This is a genomic window from Saccharopolyspora sp. ID03-671 (assembly GCF_045278815.1).
Taxonomy (GTDB): domain Bacteria; phylum Actinomycetota; class Actinomycetes; order Mycobacteriales; family Pseudonocardiaceae; genus Saccharopolyspora; species Saccharopolyspora ipomoeae.
In genome coordinates, this window is sequence record NZ_CP134054.1 from 617,042 (window position 1) to 636,255 (window position 19,214).

Sequence of the window (19,214 nt, forward strand, 5' to 3'; positions counted from 1 at the left end):
TGGACATCGTTGTTCCTTCAGCAGTGGGTGGAGCCGTCTAGCGCAGGAGGGTCAGAACTCGATGAGGACCTTGCCGGAGGCGGCGGAGTCCTTGGCGGTGGTGAACGCGGCGACCGCGTCGCTCGCGGGCAGCACGTGGGTCACGACTCCGGCGATGGAGGGGTGGGCGGCGAGCATCTCGACGGCCTCGTCGATCTCGGTGGAGAAGCGGAAGGTGCCGCGCAGCTGCACCTCCTTCGACACCAGCGGCGCGAGGTTCACGCCGATCGCGGCATCGGCGAGCATGCCGACCTGCACGACGACTCCGGCACGACTGGCCGAGACGACCGCCTGGCTCAGCGACGGGGGCGCCGCCGAGCACTCGAACACCACCGGGTAGGCGGTAGCCGGGACCTCGTCGGTGCCGACGAGGAACGTCTCGTTCGCGCCGAGCGCGCGGGCCCGGGCCAGCGCCGATTCCTGGGTGTCGCCGACCGCGACGTGCTCGACGCCCCGGGCGCGCAGCGCCGCGATCACCAGCAGGCCGATGGGCCCGGCGCCGAGGACCAGGGCGCTGGAGCCCAGCTCGTCACCGGCGACGGTCAGCGCGTGCAGCGCGACGCCGAGGGGCTCGGCCAGCGCGGCGTCCCGCAGCGAGAGCCCGTCGGGCAGGCGCCGCAGCATGTGCTTCTCGACCACGACGTAGTCGGCCGCCGCGCCCTGGCGGTGCGGGAAGTCGGCGGCGCTGCCCAGGTAGTCGCCGCCGGGCCACAGGTGCGGTTTGTCCTCGATCCCGTCGACCGGGGTGCCGAAGCGCGCGGGGTGCGCGGTCACCGGCGTGCCCTGGGCCCATTCCCCGCTCGGGTCGTGCTCGACGGTCGCGGAGAACTCGTGCCCCGGGGCGAAGGGCTCGCGCACGAGGTTCTCCCCGTTCTTGCCGTGGAAGTAGTAGTGCAGGTCGGAGCCGCAGATGCCCACGTAGCGGACGCGCAGCAGCACCTCGCCCTCGCCGGGTTCCGGCACGGCGACCTCGTCGAGGCGCATGTCCTCGGCACCGTGGATGAACAGGGCTTTCATCGGTGATCAGCTCCTGGCGACTAGCGGGCGACGGCGACCGGGGTGGGCGCATCCCCGGTGATGTTGGCGATGAGGCTAAGCGAGGCGGTGAAGCCGCGGCAAGATGTTTGCCAAATCTTGCACAACTATTTCACACTGGTCGCAGACCGCTCCTGCGGTTCCACCGGGACCGGATCGGGCAGGTCAGCAGGACCGCGCCGAGGCCAGCAGCGCTGCGGTGATCGGCTCGCCCGCGCCGTTCTTGCACAATGGGTCCGCCCGCCGCCGTCGTGATGAAGGAGCGCTCGTGCCCGCCACCCTCACCGACGTCGCCGCCCGCGCGAAGGTCTCGCTGGCCACGGCGTCGCGGGCGTTCAAGGAGCCGGACCGGCTGGCACCGGGCACGCTGCAGCGCGTGCAGTCCGCAGCGGCGGAGCTGGGCTACGAGACCCCGGCCGTCCCGGCCACCCGCACGCTCGGCGTGGTCCTGCCCGACATGGCCAACGCGGTGTTCGCCTCGCTGCTGCGGTCGATCCACGACCAGGCGTGGCACGGCAGGCACCAGCTGGTGGTCACCAACACCAACGAGGACGCCGACCGCGAGCGCGAGGCCCTCGACCGCTTCACCAACTCCGCCGACGGCATCATCGTCTGCTCGCCCCGCTCCCCCGTCGAGCTGCTCGACGAGGTCGCGGCGAAGAAGCCCGTGGTGACCATCAACGGGACGACCGCCGAGGCGCCGAGCGTGCTCATCGCCGCCGACGACGGCCTCCGCCAAGCCGCGGAGCACCTGCGCGCGCTCGGCCACGAGCACGTCGTCTACGTGCCCGGCCCGGAGAACTCGTGGGCCGACCGCAACCGGCACGACGCCCTCTCGGAACACTGCTCCGCACAAGGACTTCGGCTCACCGTCGTCTGCCACCAGTCGGCCTCGGTGGCGGGCGGCCTGGCCGCCGCGGCGTCGGTCGTGGCCAGCGGCGCCACCGCCGTCGTCGCCTACAACGACCTGGTGGCGCTCGGAATCCGCGCGGGCGCCCGAAAGCTCGGCCGCCGCTGCCCCGCGGACCTCAGCATCATCGGCATCGACGACCTCGACGTCGCCGCCGTCTCCGACCCGGGCCTCACCTCGGTCCACGTCGGCATCACCGAAGGCGGCACCCTCGCCGTGGACCTCCTGCTCAACCAGATCGACGGCCCACCGCGCCACGACGACGTCCGCATGACCTCACAGCTCATCGCCCGGGACTCCACCGGGCCGCGCGGCTGAACGATCGTCGAGACCTGCTGCGAGCAGATACGTTTCACTCGGGTGCGTTCTCCAGAGGCACACGAGCCACCGTTGCCGAAGAAGACCTCACCTCCGGTCCTGGTGATGTGTTCCGTAGGCGGCCATGAACATGTCCAGCAGTCCGTCGATCGCGTGCTCGTCGATGGGGCGAGTCGACAGCAGGTGGCGGTAGTACAGCGTGCCGCACAGCACCTCCGCGGCGAATTCCAGGTTCGCGTCCGCGGTGAGCTCGCCGGTGCGCTGGGCATCGGCGATCCGGTCGAGGGTGCTCCGCTCCACGGTGACCAGGAACCGTTCGTGCAAGGTCGCCCGCAGCGCGGGATCAGCCTGCGCCTCGGCGATGACCGCGCGGTAGACGGGGCCGATGGGCGGGGTGGACAAGGCGAGGCTCGACCGCAGGAACTGCTCGCGCAGATCGGCGCGGACGTCCCCGGTGTCGCGGTAGTTCAGATCGCTGGACCACACCAGGCTCAGCGCGTCGAGCAGCAGCGCCGCCATCGAGGGCCAGCGTCGGTAGATCGTGTGCTTCCCGACCCCCGCCCGCTTGGTGACCGCCTCGATGTTCAGGCCCGCGTAACCGACCTCCGCGGCCAGATCCAGCGTGGCTCGCAGCAGCTCCTCGGTGCGCGCGGCACCTCGGCGCCTCGGGGCGGCGGGAGTGTCGGTCATGGCGAGATTCTATCGGCACGTACCGTGCCGTTGACAATCCGTCCGATATGCGAGCAATATGGCGCCACGATCGGCACGGCTCGTGCCGATAATTGCGAGGCAGGTCCGGTTCGCCATCACCGACCGGCGAACCCCGCCTCTCAACTGGAGGAGAAGGCCACATGCGCACGCTGATCAGTTCCGCTTTCGTGTCGCTCGACGGGGTCGTCGAGGCTCCGGGCGGCGAGCCCGGATACCGCAACTCCGGCTGGACCATCAACGAGGTCGAGTTCGACGAGCAGGCGTTCGAGATCAAGGGGCGGGAGCAGAAGGAAGCCTCGGCGATCCTGCTCGGGCGGGTCAGCTACGAGGCGTTCAGCCCCGTCTGGCCGGACATGGCGGAGTTCGCCGACTACAAGCTGATGCCGAAGTACGTCGTCTCCAGCACCCTCTCCGAGGACGACCTGGTCGACGGCTGGGGCGAGACCACGATCCTGCGCTCCGTCGACGACGTCGCCGCGCTCAAGGAGACCGACGGCGGCCCGATCATCGTGCACGGCAGCACCACCCTCAACCGAAACCTCTCCGATGCCGGGCTGATCGACCGCTACCACCTGCTCGTGTTCCCGGTCCTGCTCGGCGCGGGCAAGCGCCTGTTCAGCACCACCGACAAGGACGCGCAGCGGCTGAAGCTCGTCGAGCACGAGGCGTATCCGAACGGCGTTCAGCTCAACGTCTTCGACGTCGTGCGCTGAGATCCTCACTCGCGGAGAGCTTTCCGACCTGCCGGCGGTGTCCGGCAGGTGCGGGGAGCACCCGATCGTGGTCTCCCACATGCCCGGACAGCTGCCCTACCGGTGTTCCGCGTCCTGGAACAGTTCGAGGCGGCGTTCCAGGTCGTCCTGGGCGTTCGGCCACCGGAAGGCGTGGGGCTCGATCGACCCGGGGCTCTCGCCCCGCACGGCCGCTCGCAGGAACTCCTGCACGGCGCTCGGCTCCGGCAGCACGTCCTCGCCGAGGAAGCAGACCGGCGTCGTCCCACCCTCACCGTCGGTCTCGACCCGCAACGCCCAGCCGCTCACCTCGTCCCAGGTCAGCAGCAGCGGATACTCCGGCAGCGTCGGGACGCGCGAGTCCAGCAGGATCAGCACGGTCGCCGGAGCCTCCTCGACCTCCAGGTCGACCGTGGTGAACTCCTCCAACCCGCTGGTCACGCCCCGCACGTAGGTCACCAGGCCGCTCACCGCGGAAGTCCTCATGCCCATCGGATCCCTCTCCGGAAGTCGAAAACCCACAAACCCCGGTTACCGACCAGCACGCCTCGTCAAACAGGCGACACCGGTCGTCGTCGCCGCGCCGCCGTCACCCGGTCGCGGTGAGCTCGCGCTCCGCGGCGTAGGTGAACCGGCCGGCGAGGCCCAGCAGCGTCAGCACGCGGTCGACGACGGGCGCCGGGACCAGCAGCAGCTCCTTGTCGCGGGCTTCGGCCAACCGCTCGGCCTCCAGCAGGGCGCTCACGCCCTCGGAGTTGATGAAGCTGATCTCCGAGAAGTCGAGGACGACCATCCTGGAGGTGCCGACGAGCCGCTGCCGGAGGAACTCGGTCAGGAAGTGGCTGGCGGACATGTCCAGCTCGCCGGACACCCGCACGACCACCACCCCGTCGCCGGGGCGGAAGACCCGCACCCGCAACGCCGCGCACGCCACCTCCGCCGAACGAGGGGACGGAACCGCATCGGTCAGGTCGGCTTTCATCACGAAGACCACACTCCAAGCCTGTTCCCCGCGCGACGAGGCGCGCGCGAACTGCAGAAGGAAAGCAGTCCCACCGGCACCGGCCGACCAGGGGCCAGGACGTCCGGGCGGAACCGCGGCGGCTGTGTGCTCAACCGACGATGAACCCGAGCCTACGGAAGGACGGCGGGCTTCGCACGGCTCAGGACATCGGTCTCTCGCGGGCGGTGCAGGTCGCGCGTAGGTTCGGGTGTTCCGCGACCCGGGAGGTGAGCGATGTTGACCGAGGACGAGGCCGAACGCCTCTTGACATGGCTCGCCGACGCGGTCGGCGGCCTCGGTGCGGCCCGCGACCTCCCCCAGACGCTGGAGTCCACCGCCCGGGGCGCGGTCGAAGCCATCCCCGGCACCGAGGGCGCCGGCATCACCGAGCTGTTCGGGCGCGAGCAGTTCGTCGAACGCGTCGCCACCGGCGCCCTGCCCGAGATCGTGGACCGGCTCCAGCACGAACTCGCCGAAGGCCCGTGCCCGCTGGCGCTGGCGACGGGACGGACGATCCGCGTGCACGATCTGGGCGAGGAGTACGACCGGTGGCCGAAGCTGGCCGAGGCCGCCCGGCGCGAGAACGTCGCCGCCGCGCTCTGCTACCGGCTCGACACCCGGTCGGACAAGCGGCGCATGAGTCTGAACCTCTACGCCCGCCGGCCGGGCGTGTTCGACGACGAGGCCGTGCTGCTGGGCGAGCTCTTCGCCTCGCACGCGAGCATCGCCCTCGCCCACGCCCAGAACTCCGAACAGCTCACGACAGCTCTGAGCACCCGCGACCTGATCGGCCAGGCCAAGGGAATCCTCATGGAGCGCTTCGGCATCGACGACTACAAGGCGTTCCGCATGCTCGTGGAGAGCTCCCAGAACACCAACCTCAAGCTCGTCGACATCGCGACCTGGCTGACCTCCGGCGTCACCGGAGCCGAGGACTGATCCGGAACTGCGGCGCGCGAACTCCGCGTCCCCGCCACAACAGCGCGCCGGTGAGCACGAGGCCCTTCGCGGTGCTGTTCCGGCGCTTTCGCGCCTCCAGCGCCGCGAAGGGCCTGATGGGTCGTGGGTTTTCAGTTGTGCGAGTGGTCGCGGGAGGGATCGACCGCCAGGGCGAAGATCAGGCCGCTGAGGGCGAGCAGGCCGCCGAACACGAGGAAGGACGCGGTGTAGCCGCTGCCGGGTGCGGCGGCGGTGTCGACCAGCCGCCCGGCGACCAGCGGGCTCACGATTCCCGCCGCGGCGGAGGCCGCCGTGATCATGGCCAAGGCACCGGCCCGTCGCGATGCGGAGAACAGCTCGGACACGACGGGGAAGGTCACCGTGTTGACCGTGACCGAGAAGCCGTAGCCGAGGACGACCGCGGCGACGGCGACCACCGGGGCGTCGATCAACGGGATCGCGGCGAGCACGAGGCCGGACAGCAGCAGGCAGATGCCGCCGACCCGACCACGGCCGACCTTGGTCGAGGCGCCTCCGCGCATCAGCCGGTCGCCGATCCCGCCGATCAGCACCAACGCGCCCACGCCCGCCACGCTCGGCAGCGCGAACAGCATTCCGGCGGTGGTCGCCGAGTAACCGAGCCCGGCCTGGAAGTAGGACGGCAACCAGGTGAACACCACCGCCGCGAGCGCCCCCTGGGCGAAGGTGGCGAACAGGCAGGCCAGCATCGTCGGGGTCCGCAAGCCCCGCATCCAACCGCGATCCGACGCGGTCGCGGCAACGTCGTCGGACCCCGCGTGCGGGCCGGGGCGGCCGATGAAGAACCACACCGTCGTCCACACCACGGCGATGACACCGATCGCGACGAACCCGACGCGCCACCCGAACGCCACCACGAGCAGCGAGATCACCGGCAGCAGCGCGATCTTCGCGAAGGACGCTCCACTGGTGATGATGGCGGCCGGCAGGCCGCGCCGGCTGGCGGGGAACCACGAGTAGGCGGCGTTGTGGGCCAGCGGCACCGCAGGCCCCTCGGCCGTACCGACCACGATCCGGCTCATCACCAGCATCATCGCCCCGGCGGCAAGCGCCGCCGGGATCTGCCCGAGCGCGCACAGCAGCCCGCAGCCGAGCAGGACCACGCGGGTGGAGATGCGTCGTCCGGACAGCCCGATCGCCAGGCAACTGATCATGGTGAGCAGGTACGTGGCGCAGCTGATCATCCCGTAGGTCGTCGCCGACATGCCGAATTCGGCGCGGATCGGTTTGGCGACGATCCCCAGCAGTCCTTTGTCGACGAACACCAGGACGTGGGCTCCGGCCGCCGCCGCGGTCACCGCCCACGGCGTCCACTTCGGGACCGCGCGCGGCGCGTCATCGGCCGGGGTCGGGCTCAGATCGGTGGTCATGTGCGTCTCCTCGTTGAGAGCGATCGTCCCGCAGCCGCTGGCGCGGGATCGGGTGGATCAGGGCGCCGGGGCCAGTTGGGCCCCGCCGCAGACGTGCAGGACCTCGCCGGTGACGAAGCCGGCCGACTCGGAGGCGAGGTAGCCGACCGCGTGCGCGATGTCCTCCGGCGTCGCGATGCGCCGCATCGGCGTCATCGCGAGGTGCTTGGCCTCGAAGGCCGCGTACTCCTCCTCGCTGCGATCACCTCGGGTGAAGGGAGTGGCCACCATGCTGGGCGCGACCGCGTTGGCGGTGACACCGAACGGCGCCAGTTCGAGGGCCAGGGAGCGGGTGAGACCGACGACGGCGGCTTTCGAGCTCGTGTAGGCGATCGGCCCGCCCGACAACCAGGTCCGGGAGGTGATGTTCACGACGCGGCCGCCCGTTCCCGTCTCGCTCCACAGTGGAACGGCGCGGCGGCACAGCTCCGTCGGGCCCCAGACGTTCACGGCCATCACGCGCTCCCAGTCGTCGCGGTGGAGAGCCTCCATGCCGCGGGGTGCGGTGACGGCGGCGTTGTTGACGATCACGTCGAGCCGCCCGAATCGCCGTTCGACCATCTCCACCATTGCCTGGACCGAGTCGTCGTCGGCGACGTCGAGGTAGCACGCCTCGACGCCCGTGAGGTTCTCGCTGCGCTCGCGGGCACCGTCGAGGTCCCGGTCGGCGAGCAGCACCACATCGGCCTGTCCGGTGAGGTGTTCACCGATCGCGGCCCCGAGGGCTCCGGCTCCGCCCGTGACGAGGGCGACCCGGCCGGCGGTCACGAAGTCACCACCGCGGGCTCGTTGGCGTGCAGGACTTGCAGACCGACCTCCAGCGCGGCCTCGGGCGCCAGATCGGTGGTGAAGTCCTCGAGGGACAACCAGCCGTCGTAGCCACCGCGGTGCAGCGCGGTCCGGAGAGAACCGACGTCGAGCACGCCGTCGTCCATCGGAGACCACTGCAGCTCCCACGGCCCGCCCGTCCCGGTGGGGACCCAGCGCGCGTTCTTGACGTGCACGTGGGCCAGGTGCGCGCCGAGCAGGTCCACCGCGGTTCCGTGGTCCTCGTAGCCTTCGACCAGCAGGTTTCCGGCGTCGTAGATCACGCCGACGAGGGCGGGGTCGGCGTCGGCCACGATCCGCTGCGTCAGCGACGCGCTGGGGCAGATCGTGCGCTGGTGCAGCTCCAGCAGGGCCCGAACGCCGTGCGCGGAGGCGATCTCCTGCAGCTCGTCGACGAACCGGCGCGCGCGGTCCGCGTGCTCGACCCACGGCGCTCCGTCGCGCCAAGGAGTCCGGAACCGGAACCACGGGACGCCCGCTTCGGCGGCCACCGTCGCGGCCCGCCGGGCCGCGACCAGATCGCCGCATTCGACGTAGGTGTCCAGCCCGACGACCTCCACACCGCTGCGGCGGCACCGGTCGGCGATCGCGGCGACGTCGGCGAATCCGACGGTGCACCGGTTGTCGGTGAACACGTCGGTTCCGGTTCCCGGGTCGTCGTCGGTCACGCGCCACTCGATGCCGGCCAGCCCCGTCTCGACCGCGAGCGCGATCGCCTCGTCCGGGGACCGGTCGTAGAACATGATCGAACAGGCGCTGATGGGGTTCACGGTCGCCTCTCTTCGATGTCAACCATGCCCGAGAGTGAACGCCGCACCACCCGCCCCTGTCCAAGACCAGCTGAGACGCCCCGGCCATGCCTCGTAGGCATGGCGCGCGGTGCGATACTCGCGGGGGGAACTGCGTCACATGCGCTACGTCCTGGCGGTGGCCCGCCACGGGTCGTTCAGCCGCGCTGCCGAAGCACTGCACATCGCACAGCCCGCGCTGAGCCGGCAGATCCGCGCCATCGAGGCCGAGCTCGGCGTCAAGCTCTTCGACCGCGGTTCCACCGGTGCTTCGGTGACTCCGCCAGGCCGGACGTTCGCCGCCCACGTCAGGCAGGTCCTGGCGCTGGCCGACTCGACCGGCGAGGTCGTGCGCGCGGAATCACCGCAGCGCGAACTCGTGCACATCGGCTTGCCGCCGGGACTGCCGCAAGCCTGGACCGTCGAGGTCTCCCGCCGACTGCTGGACGACGTGCCGAACGCATCGGTGCGGTTCGTCGAGGCCGGCAGCACCGAACAGCTGCGGCTGCTCACGCAGGGCAGGCTCGACGTGGCCGTGGTGCACCAACTGCCACCGGCCGAGACCAGGTCGGTGCTGATCGCCAGCGAGCCCCTCGGCGTCGCCATCCGGCCAGACCACCCGCTCGCCGAAGCGCCTCGATACCGCTTGGCCGACCTCGGCCGGCTGCGAATCCTCGTGCACTCCCGCGATCAGATCCCCACCCAGCAGGACGGAGTGCTCGCCGCCGCCGGGTCCGCCGGGATCGAACCGGAATGGATCTTCGCGCGCTTCGTCGAACACGCCCGCGCCTGTGCCGAAGCAGCCGAGGCCGACGCCGTCCTCGTCGGTTCCCACACGGCGCGCACCCAGCTCGACGGCTGGGTCTGGAAGCCGATCGAAGACCTCGAACTCGCCATGAACACCTGGCTGGTGCACCGCACCGACGCCCGCGACGTCGTCCCACCCACCATCGCGGCGATCAAGACCTCCGCCGCACGCCCCCACTTCGACGCCTCTCCCCCGTCGTGATCAGCGCGGCGGGGCAGAGGCGCCGTGGGCGGAGCCGCCGAACACCCCCGATGTTGACAGCGCTTACTTCCGCGCCTACCGTGATGTAATCACTGTAAACATGGTGGGCTGGGCATTGCCCTCCCCACCTCGCCGGTGACCGGCGCGCGCATTCGGAAGACGAGGGATGATGCAGACCATCCTGGGAGCGAACGGCCAGATCGCGGTCGAGTTGGCTCGGGAGCTGAACCGCCGGTACACGACGGATCTGAGGCTCGTGAGTCGCCGTCCGCGCGCGGTCAACGCCGCGGACGGCCTGGTCGCCGCCGACCTGCTCGACGCCGAGCAGACGAAGGCAGCGGTCGCGGGCAGCGAGATCGTCTACTTCACCGCCGGACTACCCCCGAAAACCGAGCTGTGGGAGGCGCAGTTCCCCACGATGCTCCGGAACGCCCTGGACGCGAGCCGGTCCGCAGGCGCGAAGTTCGCGTACTTCGACAACACCTACATGTACCCGCAGGACGACCGCGTCCAGACCGAGGACACCCCGTTCGCGCCGGTCGGCCGCAAGGGCGAGGTCCGCGCGACGATGGCCTCGATGGTGCTCGACGAGATGGCGCGGGGCGACATCGACGTGCTCATCGGTCGCGCCCCGGAGTTCTACGGACCCGGTCGCACGCAGAGCTTCACCAACACCCTGATCATCGACAACATCAAGAACGGCAGGAAGCCCCGCGTGCCGGTGCGCGACGACCGACTGCGCACGCTCATCTGGACACCTGATGCGAGCCGGGGATTGGCGGCACTGGGCAACACGCCGAAGGCGTACGGGCAGACCTGGCACCTCCCGGTCGACGACAACCGGCCGACCTACAAGGAGTTCGTGGCCATGGCGGCCGAGACCTTCGGCCGCGACGCCGGGTACACCGTCGTTCCCAGGTGGGCGCTGAGCTCGGCCGGCCTCTTCTCCCAACAGGTTCGGGAGATCAAGGAGCTACTGCCGCGCTACGCGCAGGACAGCCGCTTCGACTCCTCGAAGTTCAACGCGGCCTTCCCCGACTTCACCGTGACCACGTATCGAACCGGACTCGGCATCATCCGCGCGGAGGCCCACGACGAGCGGATCGGGCAGGGCCCACGCCAACAGTGATGAGGGGCGACTGACATCGACCCGGCGGATCGTGCGGTATGTTCACAGCGCTTACGCGGGCTTGAGGAGTGAACTAGCGGTGTCGATATCCGAGAAGAGCGGCTACCACCACGGAGACCTGCGCGCGACCCTGCTGACCACGGCGATGCAGATGCTGGAGAACGGGGAGACCTTCTCGCTGCGCGCCATCGCCCGCAACGCCGGCGTCTCCCCCACCGCTCCCTACCGCCACTTCCCGGACCGCGACGCCTTGGAGGCCGCTTTGGCGGTCAAGGGCTTCAGCGACCTCAAGCACGATCTGACCGACGGCCACGACTTGCCCACCTCGATCGCCGACCTCGCGGAATTCGGCGTCACCTACGTCGACTTCGCCCTGCGGCGACCGGCGCTGTTCCGGCTGATGTTCGGCAACCCCTGCGACGACTCCAACGACGAGCGGGTGAAGGCGGCCGACGCGCTGCACGAACTCCTCGGGCAAGCCCTGGCGCACGTCGCACCCGAGGCGGACACCACCGCGCTGGCCTGCGCCGGGTGGAGCCTGGCCCACGGCCTCGCGTTCCTGCACCTCGACGGCAAACTCCCGGCCGACTCCCCCGAGGCGGTCGCCGATCGAGTGCGCTCGGCATTCCTGGCCATCACCACGATCCAGGACGGATCCGAGAAACGACGCCGCAGCTGAGCCGCGCGGCACGAACCCGCCGCGACCTCGTCCTCCCGAACGGATGGCGATCCGTTGAGGACGAATCACACCGCGGTGACCCGATCAGAACTTCAGGCATAGCAGCGCCGGATCAATAAGTCCACAATGGACCAGTGGCGCAGCCTCAGCGCGAACATCACCGTCAGCGGATGCGGCCCGACCCCCGAATCCGTCGAACTCCAGCTCCTGCATCGACTCCGATGTCGCCGCGTTGCACGTGAGAGCGGATGCGACGACACTCGTGTTGACAGTGCTTACATTCGCCCCTAATCTGCGTGAGCACCGTTAACATTGCCCATGAGGGAGTTGCTCCAATGCCCACGACGCACCAGGCCACGGTCGAGGTCGACCTGGCCGGCCGCACGGTCGAGGTTCCCCGGGACGGCTTGTTCGACCGGTACCGGATGAACACCGATCTGGACGAGGTCGCTCGCGATCCGCGTGTCAGCGGCGTGGACTTCTTCCGGAACCTGCCCAAGACCGAGGTCGATTCGCCGATCGGCCCGACGCTCACGCCGAACTTCTACTACCGCATGTCCTCGACCCGGCTGACGATGCTCGCCCGCTCCCGCGCGATCCGCTCCCGCCTGCCCCGGGAGCTGGCACCGCTGGAGGTCGCGCCGGGAATCGGGCTGATGTCGGTGATCTTCTTCCGCTACGACGTGTGCGACATCGACTTCTACACCGAAGCCGCCGTCGGAGTCGCCGTGCGGCCGGCACGTCACGGCAAGCTCGGATTCGTGGATCTGGTCGCCGCTTTGAAGAACGACCACCTGGACTCCTACGTGCTGTCGCTGCCGGTCAGCACCGACATCGCCCAGGTCCGCGGCCACGACGGCTACGGCTTCCCCAAGTGGGTCACCGAACTCGACGTCGACATCGACAGCAGCCGCACCACCGCGCGCGTGGCCAACGACGCAGGCGAGACCGATGTGGCGTTCTCCGCACCCACCCCGTCGCAGACGCGGTATCCCAGCGGTGAACGCGTGTCGGGCCTGACCTCGTACACCTCGATCAACGGCGCGTGGCACTCGACGTTCAGCCAGACCAACGCCCTGTCCGCGGGAAGCACCGCCTTCCCACGCGACCTCGACCTGCAGCTCGGCCGGGGACGCATGTCCGACGACGTGCGCTCGCTCAAGCCGATCCGCACCATCCGGCTCGACGTGATCACCGAGGGACAGCTCGCGCTGCACATGCCCGTTCCGCACTCGGTACCGGCCAAGGCGTGATCCGGAAACTCACGTCCGCGCAACGTCATCGAGGAGTCGACTGATGACCAGAGTTCTGCAGGTTCTCTCGGCCGCCCGCGTGTGGACGCTCAAGGACGGCACCGAGCACCCGACCGGGTTCTGGGCGGAGGAGTTCGTCGTGCCGCACCAGCTGTTCATCCAGGCCGGTTGGGACGTCACCGTGGCCACCCCCGGCGGCAAGCAGCCGGTCGTCGACGAACTCAGCCTCGGATTCAGGGGCGGTGTCCTGCCGTCCCGGGCGAAGAAGCTGCGCGCCGAACTCGACCAGCTCGCTCCGGTGCTGCGCAGCCCGGCCGACCTGTCCGAGATGGATCCCGACGACTTCGACGTCGTGTTCTACTCCGGCGGCCACGGCCCGATGGAGGACCTCGCCGTCGACGAGGTCTCCGGCGCGCTGCTGACCAAGCGGCTGCACTCCGGCCGTCCGCTCGCGCTGCTGTGCCACGCCCCGGCCGCCTCCCTGGCCGCCGAGAACCCCGATGGCAGCTGGCCGTTCGCCGGCTACGCCATGACCGGGCTGTCCAACGCCGAAGAGCGGATCAACCCCTTCGCGTGGAAGGCCAAGTGGCTGCTCGAAGACCGCCTCAAGCAGGCCGGTGCGCACTACACCGCCGGGCTCCCGCTGAAGTCCAAGGTCGTCGTCGACCGCAACGTCTACACCGGGCAGAACCCCGGCTCCTCAGCCGCACTCACGCGCCGCATCATCGCCGACGTTTCGGGAAAGGAGTAGCCCAGCACCAAGCGGTCCCCATGCGCAGGACCTGACTGGTCGGACACCGAACACCATCACGGAGTTGGAGAGAGCAATGCCTGAAATCCCGCCTCCCATCACGCCGGTTCTCGAACCGGAAGCCGCGGAGCTGGCCAAGGCGACCGATCCGCATCCGCGCATCTACGAGCTGCCGCCCGATCAGGGCCGGCAGATCCTGCTCGACCTGCAAAGCGGCGAAGGCGTGCCGCGCCCGGAGGTCGACGAGACCTGGGTCGAGGTCGACGCCGGGGAGTGGGGCACCGTCCCCACCCGCATCATCCGCCCCAAAGGCGCGTCGGGCCCGCTGCCGGTGGTGTTCTACATCCACGGCGCCGGGTGGGTCTTCGGCGACGACAAGACCCACGACCGCCTCTTCCGCGAACTCACCGTCGGCGCCGGCGCCGCGGGCGTCTTCCCGGTCTACGACCGCGCACCGGAGAAGGGCTACCCGACCCAGGTCGAGCAGAACTACGCGGTGGGCCGGTGGGTGCTGCAGCACGGCGCCGAGCACGGCCTGGACACCTCCCGCGTCGCGGTCACCGGTGAGTCCGTCGGCGGCTGCATGTCCGCGGTGTTCGCGCTGATGAACAAGGAACGCGGCGGCATCGACGTCAAGGCCCAGGTGCTGCTGTACCCGGTGACCAACGCCGACTTCGACACGCCGTCCTACGTCCAGTTCGCCGAGGGCTACTACCTCACCCGCGACGGCATGAAGTGGTTCTGGGACCAGTACACCACCGACCCCGCCCAGCGCGCGGAGAAGTACGCCTCACCGCTGCAGGCCTCCCTGGACGAGCTCAAGGGCCTGCCCACCACCCTCGTCATCACCGACGAGGCCGACGTGCTGCGCGACGAAGGCGAGCAGTACGCCAACAAGCTGCGCGAGGCCGGTGTCGACGTCACCTCGGTCCGCGTCGCCGGGATGGTCCACGACTTCCTGCTCCTGGACAGCCTCCGCGACACCCGCGCGGCCAACGTCGCCCGCCACCTCGCCATCGACGCCCTGAAAACCGCGCTGCAGTAGCGAAGACCCGACGGGTTCGGCGTGGCCGCACGCAGCGGCCACGCCGAACCGAACCACCGTGGTGCCCGATCGGCCCACTTACAGCACACCTCTACCCGGTACCCCTCTCGCGCACGGAGCCAGACCATGAACCCCGTACCTGCCAGCACCGCCCCGACCACTGCGGGAGCGCTGCCTCCGTCGATCACACCGGCGGTGCTGCAGCGCCTGACCGCCCGGGTCGCGGCTCCGGCCGAGGCCCCGACGGTCACCACCCGCGCCCCCTACACCGGTGCCCCGCTCGCCGACCTCCCGATCTCCACGCCGGAGGACGTCGAGAGCGCGTTCGCGCGGGCCCGCCGCGCGCAGGCGGCCTGGGCCGCCACACCCATCGATGAGCGCAAGAAGATCCTGCTGCGCTTCCACGACCTCGTCCTCGAACGGCAGAACGAGGCCCTGGACCTCATGCAGGCCGAGAGCGGCAAGACCCGCCGCGACGCGTTCCTGGAAGTCACCGACATCGCGATCACCGCGCGCTACTACGCGCGCAGCGCCGAGCGATACCTGGCGCCCCAGCGCCGCCGCGGCGCCATCCCGCTGCTGACCCACACCACCGAACTGCGCCACCCCAAGGGCGTCGTCACCGTCATCTCACCGTGGAACTACCCCCTGAGCATGGCCGCAGGCGACGCCATCCCCGCGCTGATGGCCGGAAACGCCGTGGTCCAAAAACCCGACACCCAAACCTCGCTCACCGCGCTCTGGGCCCTGGACCTCATGCACCAGGCCGGACTGCCCGCCGACGTGTGGCAGATGGTCATCGGGCGCGGCAGCTCCATCGGCGATGCGCTCATGGCAGGCGCCGACTACGTGATGTTCACCGGATCCACCGCCAGCGGACGCAAGATCGCCCGCGACGCCGGTGAGCGCCTCATCGGCTCCTCGCTCGAACTCGGCGGCAAGAACGCCATGCTCGTGCTCGACGACGCCGACATCGGCCGCGCCGCCGACGGCGCCATCACCGCCGGCTTCCCCTCGACCGGTCAGCTCTGCGTGTCGATGGAGCGCATCTACGTCGCCGAGGAGATCTTCGACGAGTTCGTCGCAGAGTTCGCAGCCCGAACCGAGAAGCTCCGGCTCGGCGCCGCCTACGACTACAGCATCGACGTGGGGTGCCTGACCAATCCCTCCCAGCTCGACACCGTCACCGCGCACGTCGAAGACGCCAGAACCAAGGGCGCCACCATCCGTGCCGGTGGCCGGGCGCGGCCCGACCTCGGGCCGTTGTTCTACGAACCCACCATCCTCACCGGCGTCACCCCCGACATGATGGCCCACGACCAGGAGACCTTCGGCCCAGTCGTGTCGGTCTACCCCTACCGCGACCTCGACGACGCCGTCGCGCAGGCCAACGCGACACCCTACGGACTCAACGCCAGCGTCTGGACCCGCAACGGCGCCAGAGGACGCGCGGTCGCAGCGCGCCTGCACGCCGGAACCGTCAACGTCAACGACGCCTTCGCCGCCGCGTGGGGAAGCATCGACGCCCCGATGGGCGGCATGGGCGATTCCGGGCTCGGCCGTCGTCACGGCATCGACGGCATCCTCAAGTACACCGAGGCCCAGACCATCGCTCACCAACGCGTCCAGGGCTTCTACCCGCCCTCGGGCATCTCGCACGAGACCTGGTCCACCCTCCTGACCAGTGCGCTGAAGCTCCTGAAGAGCATCGGCTCCCGGTAGGGCCGCGGTTCTCCCGGGTGTGCTCGCTGAACTGCACGTGGGGAACGCCGCTCACGTCGTGGCCGACGGGTCGGCGCTGAAGCGTCATCAGAAGTGGTTTCGCTGCCCGTCCGCTGCGGTTGCGGGGTGTCGTCGCGAGTCCAATCCTGGGCTGGTCGCCAACTGCCGACTCGGGCGCCCTTGCGATCTTCGATGCCGGCTCGTGCCTGGCTGCGTGCTGAAGAAGGTTCAGCGACCGCCGAAAACCTGAGGAGATGACGTCTATGCCCGGCAACAAGGCCGTTGCCTACATCGAGCCGCATCGCGTCGAAGTTCAAACGATCGACTACCCGAAGCTCGAACTGCAGGACGGCCCTGGGGTCAATCCGGCGAACGTGGGCCGCCAGTGCCACCACGGGGTCATCCTGCGGTGCGTCGCCACCAACATCTGCGGCTCGGACCAGCACATGGTGCGCGGCCGCACGACCGCTCCGGCGGGACTGGTGCTCGGCCACGAGATCACCGGCGAAGTCGTCGAGGTCGGCCGCGATGTGGAATTCATCAAGCAGGGTGACCTGTGCTCGGTTCCGTTCAACATCGCCTGCGGCCGGTGCCGGAACTGCAAGGAGGGCCGCACCGACGTGTGCCTCAACGTCAACCCGGACCGGCCCGGGTCGGCCTACGGCTACGTCGACATGGGCGGCTGGGTCGGCGGCCAGGCCGAGTACGTGATGGTCCCCTACGCCGACTGGAACCTGCTGCCGTTCCCGGACAAGGACCAGGCCATGGAGAAGATCCTGGACCTGACGATGCTCTCGGACATCTTCCCGACCGGGTACCACGGTTGCGTGTCGGCGGGCGTCACCACCGGCTCGCAGGTCTACATCGCCGGCGCGGGACCGGTGGGGCTGGCCGCTGCGCACTCCGCTCAGCTGCTCGGGGCATCGGTGGTCATCGTGGGCGACATGAACGCCCAGCGCCTCGACCAAGCGCGCAGCTTCGGCTGCGAAACCGTCGACCTGACCAAGGACGCCTCCCTCGGGGAGCAGATCGAGCAGATCCTCGGCGTTCCCGAAGTCGACGCCGCCGTCGACGCGGTGGGCTTCGAAGCTCGCGGGCACGGAGACCAGGCGGGCCAGGAGAAGCCCGCCACCGTACTCAACTCGATCATGCAGGTCACCAGGGCGGCCGGGAAGCTCGGCATCCCGGGGCTCTACGTCACCGGCGATCCCGGCGCGGTCGACGCAGCCGCTCAGGAAGGGAGCCTGTCGATCCGGATCGGTCTGGGCTGGGCGAAGTCGCACACCTTCACCACCGGGCAGTGCCCGGTCATGCGGTACCACCGCGGACTGATGAAGGCCATCCTGCAGGAGCGGTGCACCATCGCCAAGGCGGTCAACGCCACGGTGATCGGCCTGGACGACGCGCCTCGCGGCTACCAGGACTTCGACAGCGGGGTCTCCAAGAAGTTCGTGCTCGACCCGCACAACAACCTCGCCGACAAGAGAGCCATCGCGGCCTGATCGACGCACCTGGTGCACACCTGAGCGCCCCGTCGCGTGACCAGGCGGGTCAGCGCGGGGTGCTCAGGCTCAGGGCGACGAGGACCGCCTCGAGGTGGCTGCGGCAGACGGTCCGGGCGCTGTCCGGGCCGGGCCGGGCGCGGGTGCCTTCCACGTCGCATATCCACGTACCGGTGCACGCGTTGCGGTACACGTGGGGTGCCTGGTGGTGCGAGGGCTGCTGGGAGATCTGCGACGGGTACATGATCGGACCGTTCCGGGTGGCGCGATGCGCGAAGCTGACACCACCCAACGTCCTCCGCCGCAGCAGCCCCGAACAGGGGATTAATTACCAACAACCCTGCGTAGTCGGCCGGCCGCGTCGAGGCGGTGAGCTAGGCCCCGACGACGAACAGCGACAGCATGACCGTGGCCAGCACCAACGCCATGACGAGCGCGATGCTCAGCGTCGTCCCGTCGATCGTGATCCTGGTTCCTGCGCCGTGGTGCGGTGTGGTCATGCCACGTCCCCCTTACCCCCGAGTCGTCGGTGAGACCCCGGCCGGACCGACCGGGCTTCCGTCAGAAGTGAACCGAGCGGACGCGCAGGTCACCAGGTCCGAAAGTCCCGCTTCCCCGGCGACCACCGCGGGACTCAGGCCCGGCCGTGGACGGGCACCACCCCTCCGGTGGTGACCTCGTTGTCCGGCGCGGCCAGGAAACCGACCGTTGCTGCGATCTCCGCTGGAGAAGGCCAGCGCCGGTGGTCGGCACGCGGCATGGCCGCTCGGTTGGCCGGGGTGTCGATGATCGCGGGCGCGACCGCGTTGACCAGGACGTTCTGTTGCACCACCTCGGCGGCGAGCGCCTGGGTGAGAGCCGATACACCGGCCTTGCTGACGGTGTACGCCGTCGTGCCCGCACCCTGCCGGGGCTCCAGCGCGGCACGGGCGGCGACGTTGACGATGCGGCCGCCGCTCGGACCGAACGCGGCGAGCGCCCGGCGGCAGCACAGGTAGCAGCTGACGAGGTTCGTGTTCAGCATGCGCAAGAGGCTGCCCTTGTCGGTGTCGGCCAGGTCTCCCATGCCGAACCCGCCCGCGAGATGAATCGATGCCCACAGGTCGGAGACGCCGTCGTAGAGGCGATCGACGTCCGACTCGTCGGTCAGATCGCATCGGGGAACGAGGGTGACCCGATCGCGATGCGGAAATGAATCGGCTTCGGCATCGGTGAGGTACGGGACGCGGCACTGCGCGCCCGCGTCGAGCAACGCGGCCACGACGGCGACGCCGAGCGCCCCGGTGCCGCCGGTCACGATCACGGTTCGATTCGCGAAGTCCATGTGCTCCCCCACTCGTCTCCTGGCCAGTGTCCGAACGGACCGAGGATCGC

The 19,214-nt window shown here is 69.7% G+C and carries 21 protein-coding genes; 11 read left to right on the plus strand and 10 right to left on the minus strand.

Annotated features, from left to right (window positions below):
- Positions 1–51 precede the first annotated feature (51 nt).
- Entirely contained in the window at positions 52–1,056 is a 1,005-nt protein-coding gene (locus REH65_RS02985) for an L-idonate 5-dehydrogenase (RefSeq protein WP_406691154.1), read from the minus strand.
- Between the two features lie 286 nt (positions 1,057–1,342).
- On the opposite strand from REH65_RS02985, the gene REH65_RS02990 reads away from it, so the two are divergent.
- The gene (locus tag REH65_RS02990; RefSeq protein ID WP_406691155.1) at positions 1,343–2,302 is read left to right on the plus strand and encodes a LacI family DNA-binding transcriptional regulator; all 960 of its coding nucleotides are present in this window, start codon (positions 1,343–1,345) and stop codon (positions 2,300–2,302) included.
- An 87-nt stretch (positions 2,303–2,389) separates the two neighbouring features.
- Here the strand turns inward: REH65_RS02990 and REH65_RS02995 are convergent, their stop codons facing one another.
- Positions 2,390–2,992: a TetR/AcrR family transcriptional regulator gene (locus REH65_RS02995; RefSeq protein WP_406691156.1), complete on the minus strand. Its 603-nt coding sequence runs from the start codon at positions 2,990–2,992 to the stop codon at positions 2,390–2,392.
- Positions 2,993–3,153: 161 nt separating this feature from the next.
- Between REH65_RS02995 and REH65_RS03000 the strand changes: the two genes are divergently transcribed.
- Positions 3,154–3,726 carry a dihydrofolate reductase family protein gene (locus REH65_RS03000; protein WP_406691157.1) on the plus strand — a complete coding sequence of 191 codons (573 nt, stop codon included), beginning with the start codon at positions 3,154–3,156 and terminating at the stop codon, positions 3,724–3,726.
- A 96-nt stretch (positions 3,727–3,822) separates the two neighbouring features.
- Here REH65_RS03000 and REH65_RS03005 read toward each other — a convergent pair whose 3' ends face one another.
- Both REH65_RS03005 and REH65_RS03010 read right to left on the minus strand, forming a co-directional pair.
- Positions 3,823–4,230 carry a DUF6292 family protein gene (locus REH65_RS03005; protein WP_406691158.1) on the minus strand — a complete coding sequence of 136 codons (408 nt, stop codon included), beginning with the start codon at positions 4,228–4,230 and terminating at the stop codon, positions 3,823–3,825.
- A gap of 103 nt (positions 4,231–4,333) precedes the next feature.
- Positions 4,334–4,738 (minus strand): STAS domain-containing protein, encoded by a 405-nt coding sequence (locus REH65_RS03010; protein WP_406691159.1) that lies wholly within the window; start codon positions 4,736–4,738, stop codon positions 4,334–4,336.
- Between the two features lie 243 nt (positions 4,739–4,981).
- On the opposite strand from REH65_RS03010, the gene REH65_RS03015 reads away from it, so the two are divergent.
- Positions 4,982–5,686, plus strand: coding sequence for a GAF and ANTAR domain-containing protein (locus REH65_RS03015; protein ID WP_406691160.1), 705 nt, complete (start codon positions 4,982–4,984; stop codon positions 5,684–5,686).
- Positions 5,687–5,817: 131 nt separating this feature from the next.
- Here REH65_RS03015 and REH65_RS03020 read toward each other — a convergent pair whose 3' ends face one another.
- Genes REH65_RS03020 through REH65_RS03030 form a run of 3 tightly spaced genes read right to left on the minus strand, consistent with a single transcriptional unit; the run spans position 5,818 to position 8,732 of the window.
- Positions 5,818–7,095 carry an MFS transporter gene (locus REH65_RS03020; protein ID WP_406691161.1) on the minus strand — a complete coding sequence of 426 codons (1,278 nt, stop codon included), beginning with the start codon at positions 7,093–7,095 and terminating at the stop codon, positions 5,818–5,820.
- 57 nt (positions 7,096–7,152) lie between these two features.
- On the minus strand, positions 7,153–7,902 hold the full coding sequence (locus tag REH65_RS03025) for an SDR family NAD(P)-dependent oxidoreductase (protein ID WP_406691162.1): 750 nt from the start codon (positions 7,900–7,902) through the stop codon (positions 7,153–7,155).
- A complete protein-coding gene (locus tag REH65_RS03030) occupies positions 7,899–8,732 on the minus strand; it encodes a sugar phosphate isomerase/epimerase family protein (protein WP_406691163.1) in 834 nt (277 codons plus the stop codon). The genes REH65_RS03025 and REH65_RS03030 overlap by 4 nt, the downstream gene beginning before the upstream one ends.
- Before the next feature lie 139 nt (positions 8,733–8,871).
- Between REH65_RS03030 and REH65_RS03035 the strand changes: the two genes are divergently transcribed.
- From REH65_RS03035 to fdhA, 8 genes are all read left to right on the plus strand, one after another.
- Positions 8,872–9,759 carry a LysR family transcriptional regulator gene (locus tag REH65_RS03035; RefSeq protein ID WP_406691164.1) on the plus strand — a complete coding sequence of 296 codons (888 nt, stop codon included), beginning with the start codon at positions 8,872–8,874 and terminating at the stop codon, positions 9,757–9,759.
- 166 nt (positions 9,760–9,925) lie between these two features.
- A complete protein-coding gene (locus REH65_RS03040) occupies positions 9,926–10,888 on the plus strand; it encodes an NAD-dependent epimerase/dehydratase family protein (RefSeq protein WP_406691165.1) in 963 nt (320 codons plus the stop codon).
- Between the two features lie 79 nt (positions 10,889–10,967).
- Complete coding sequence (locus REH65_RS03045; protein WP_406691166.1) at positions 10,968–11,567, plus strand: TetR/AcrR family transcriptional regulator; 600 nt, start codon at positions 10,968–10,970, stop codon at positions 11,565–11,567.
- A gap of 335 nt (positions 11,568–11,902) precedes the next feature.
- Positions 11,903–12,820: an acetoacetate decarboxylase family protein gene (locus REH65_RS03050; RefSeq protein ID WP_406691167.1), complete on the plus strand. Its 918-nt coding sequence runs from the start codon at positions 11,903–11,905 to the stop codon at positions 12,818–12,820.
- A 43-nt stretch (positions 12,821–12,863) separates the two neighbouring features.
- Positions 12,864–13,571, plus strand: coding sequence for a type 1 glutamine amidotransferase domain-containing protein (locus REH65_RS03055; protein WP_406691168.1), 708 nt, complete (start codon positions 12,864–12,866; stop codon positions 13,569–13,571).
- 76 nt (positions 13,572–13,647) lie between these two features.
- Positions 13,648–14,616, plus strand: a complete 969-nt coding sequence (locus REH65_RS03060; protein WP_406691169.1) for an alpha/beta hydrolase — start codon at positions 13,648–13,650, stop codon at positions 14,614–14,616.
- 126 nt (positions 14,617–14,742) lie between these two features.
- The gene (locus REH65_RS03065) at positions 14,743–16,338 is read left to right on the plus strand and encodes a succinic semialdehyde dehydrogenase (protein ID WP_406691170.1); all 1,596 of its coding nucleotides are present in this window, start codon (positions 14,743–14,745) and stop codon (positions 16,336–16,338) included.
- Positions 16,339–16,601: 263 nt separating this feature from the next.
- Entirely contained in the window at positions 16,602–17,840 is a 1,239-nt protein-coding gene (gene fdhA, locus REH65_RS03070; protein ID WP_406691171.1) for a formaldehyde dehydrogenase, glutathione-independent, read from the plus strand.
- A 49-nt stretch (positions 17,841–17,889) separates the two neighbouring features.
- Here the strand turns inward: fdhA and REH65_RS03075 are convergent, their stop codons facing one another.
- The 3 genes from REH65_RS03075 to REH65_RS03085 all read right to left on the minus strand — a co-directional run bounded on the left by REH65_RS03075 (position 17,890) and on the right by REH65_RS03085 (position 19,143).
- A complete protein-coding gene (locus REH65_RS03075; RefSeq protein WP_406691172.1) occupies positions 17,890–18,084 on the minus strand; it encodes a hypothetical protein in 195 nt (64 codons plus the stop codon).
- Between the two features lie 130 nt (positions 18,085–18,214).
- Positions 18,215–18,340 carry a hypothetical protein gene (locus REH65_RS03080; protein WP_281454583.1) on the minus strand — a complete coding sequence of 42 codons (126 nt, stop codon included), beginning with the start codon at positions 18,338–18,340 and terminating at the stop codon, positions 18,215–18,217.
- Positions 18,341–18,474: 134 nt separating this feature from the next.
- Entirely contained in the window at positions 18,475–19,143 is a 669-nt protein-coding gene (locus REH65_RS03085; RefSeq protein ID WP_406691173.1) for an SDR family oxidoreductase, read from the minus strand.
- Positions 19,144–19,214 lie beyond the last annotated feature (71 nt).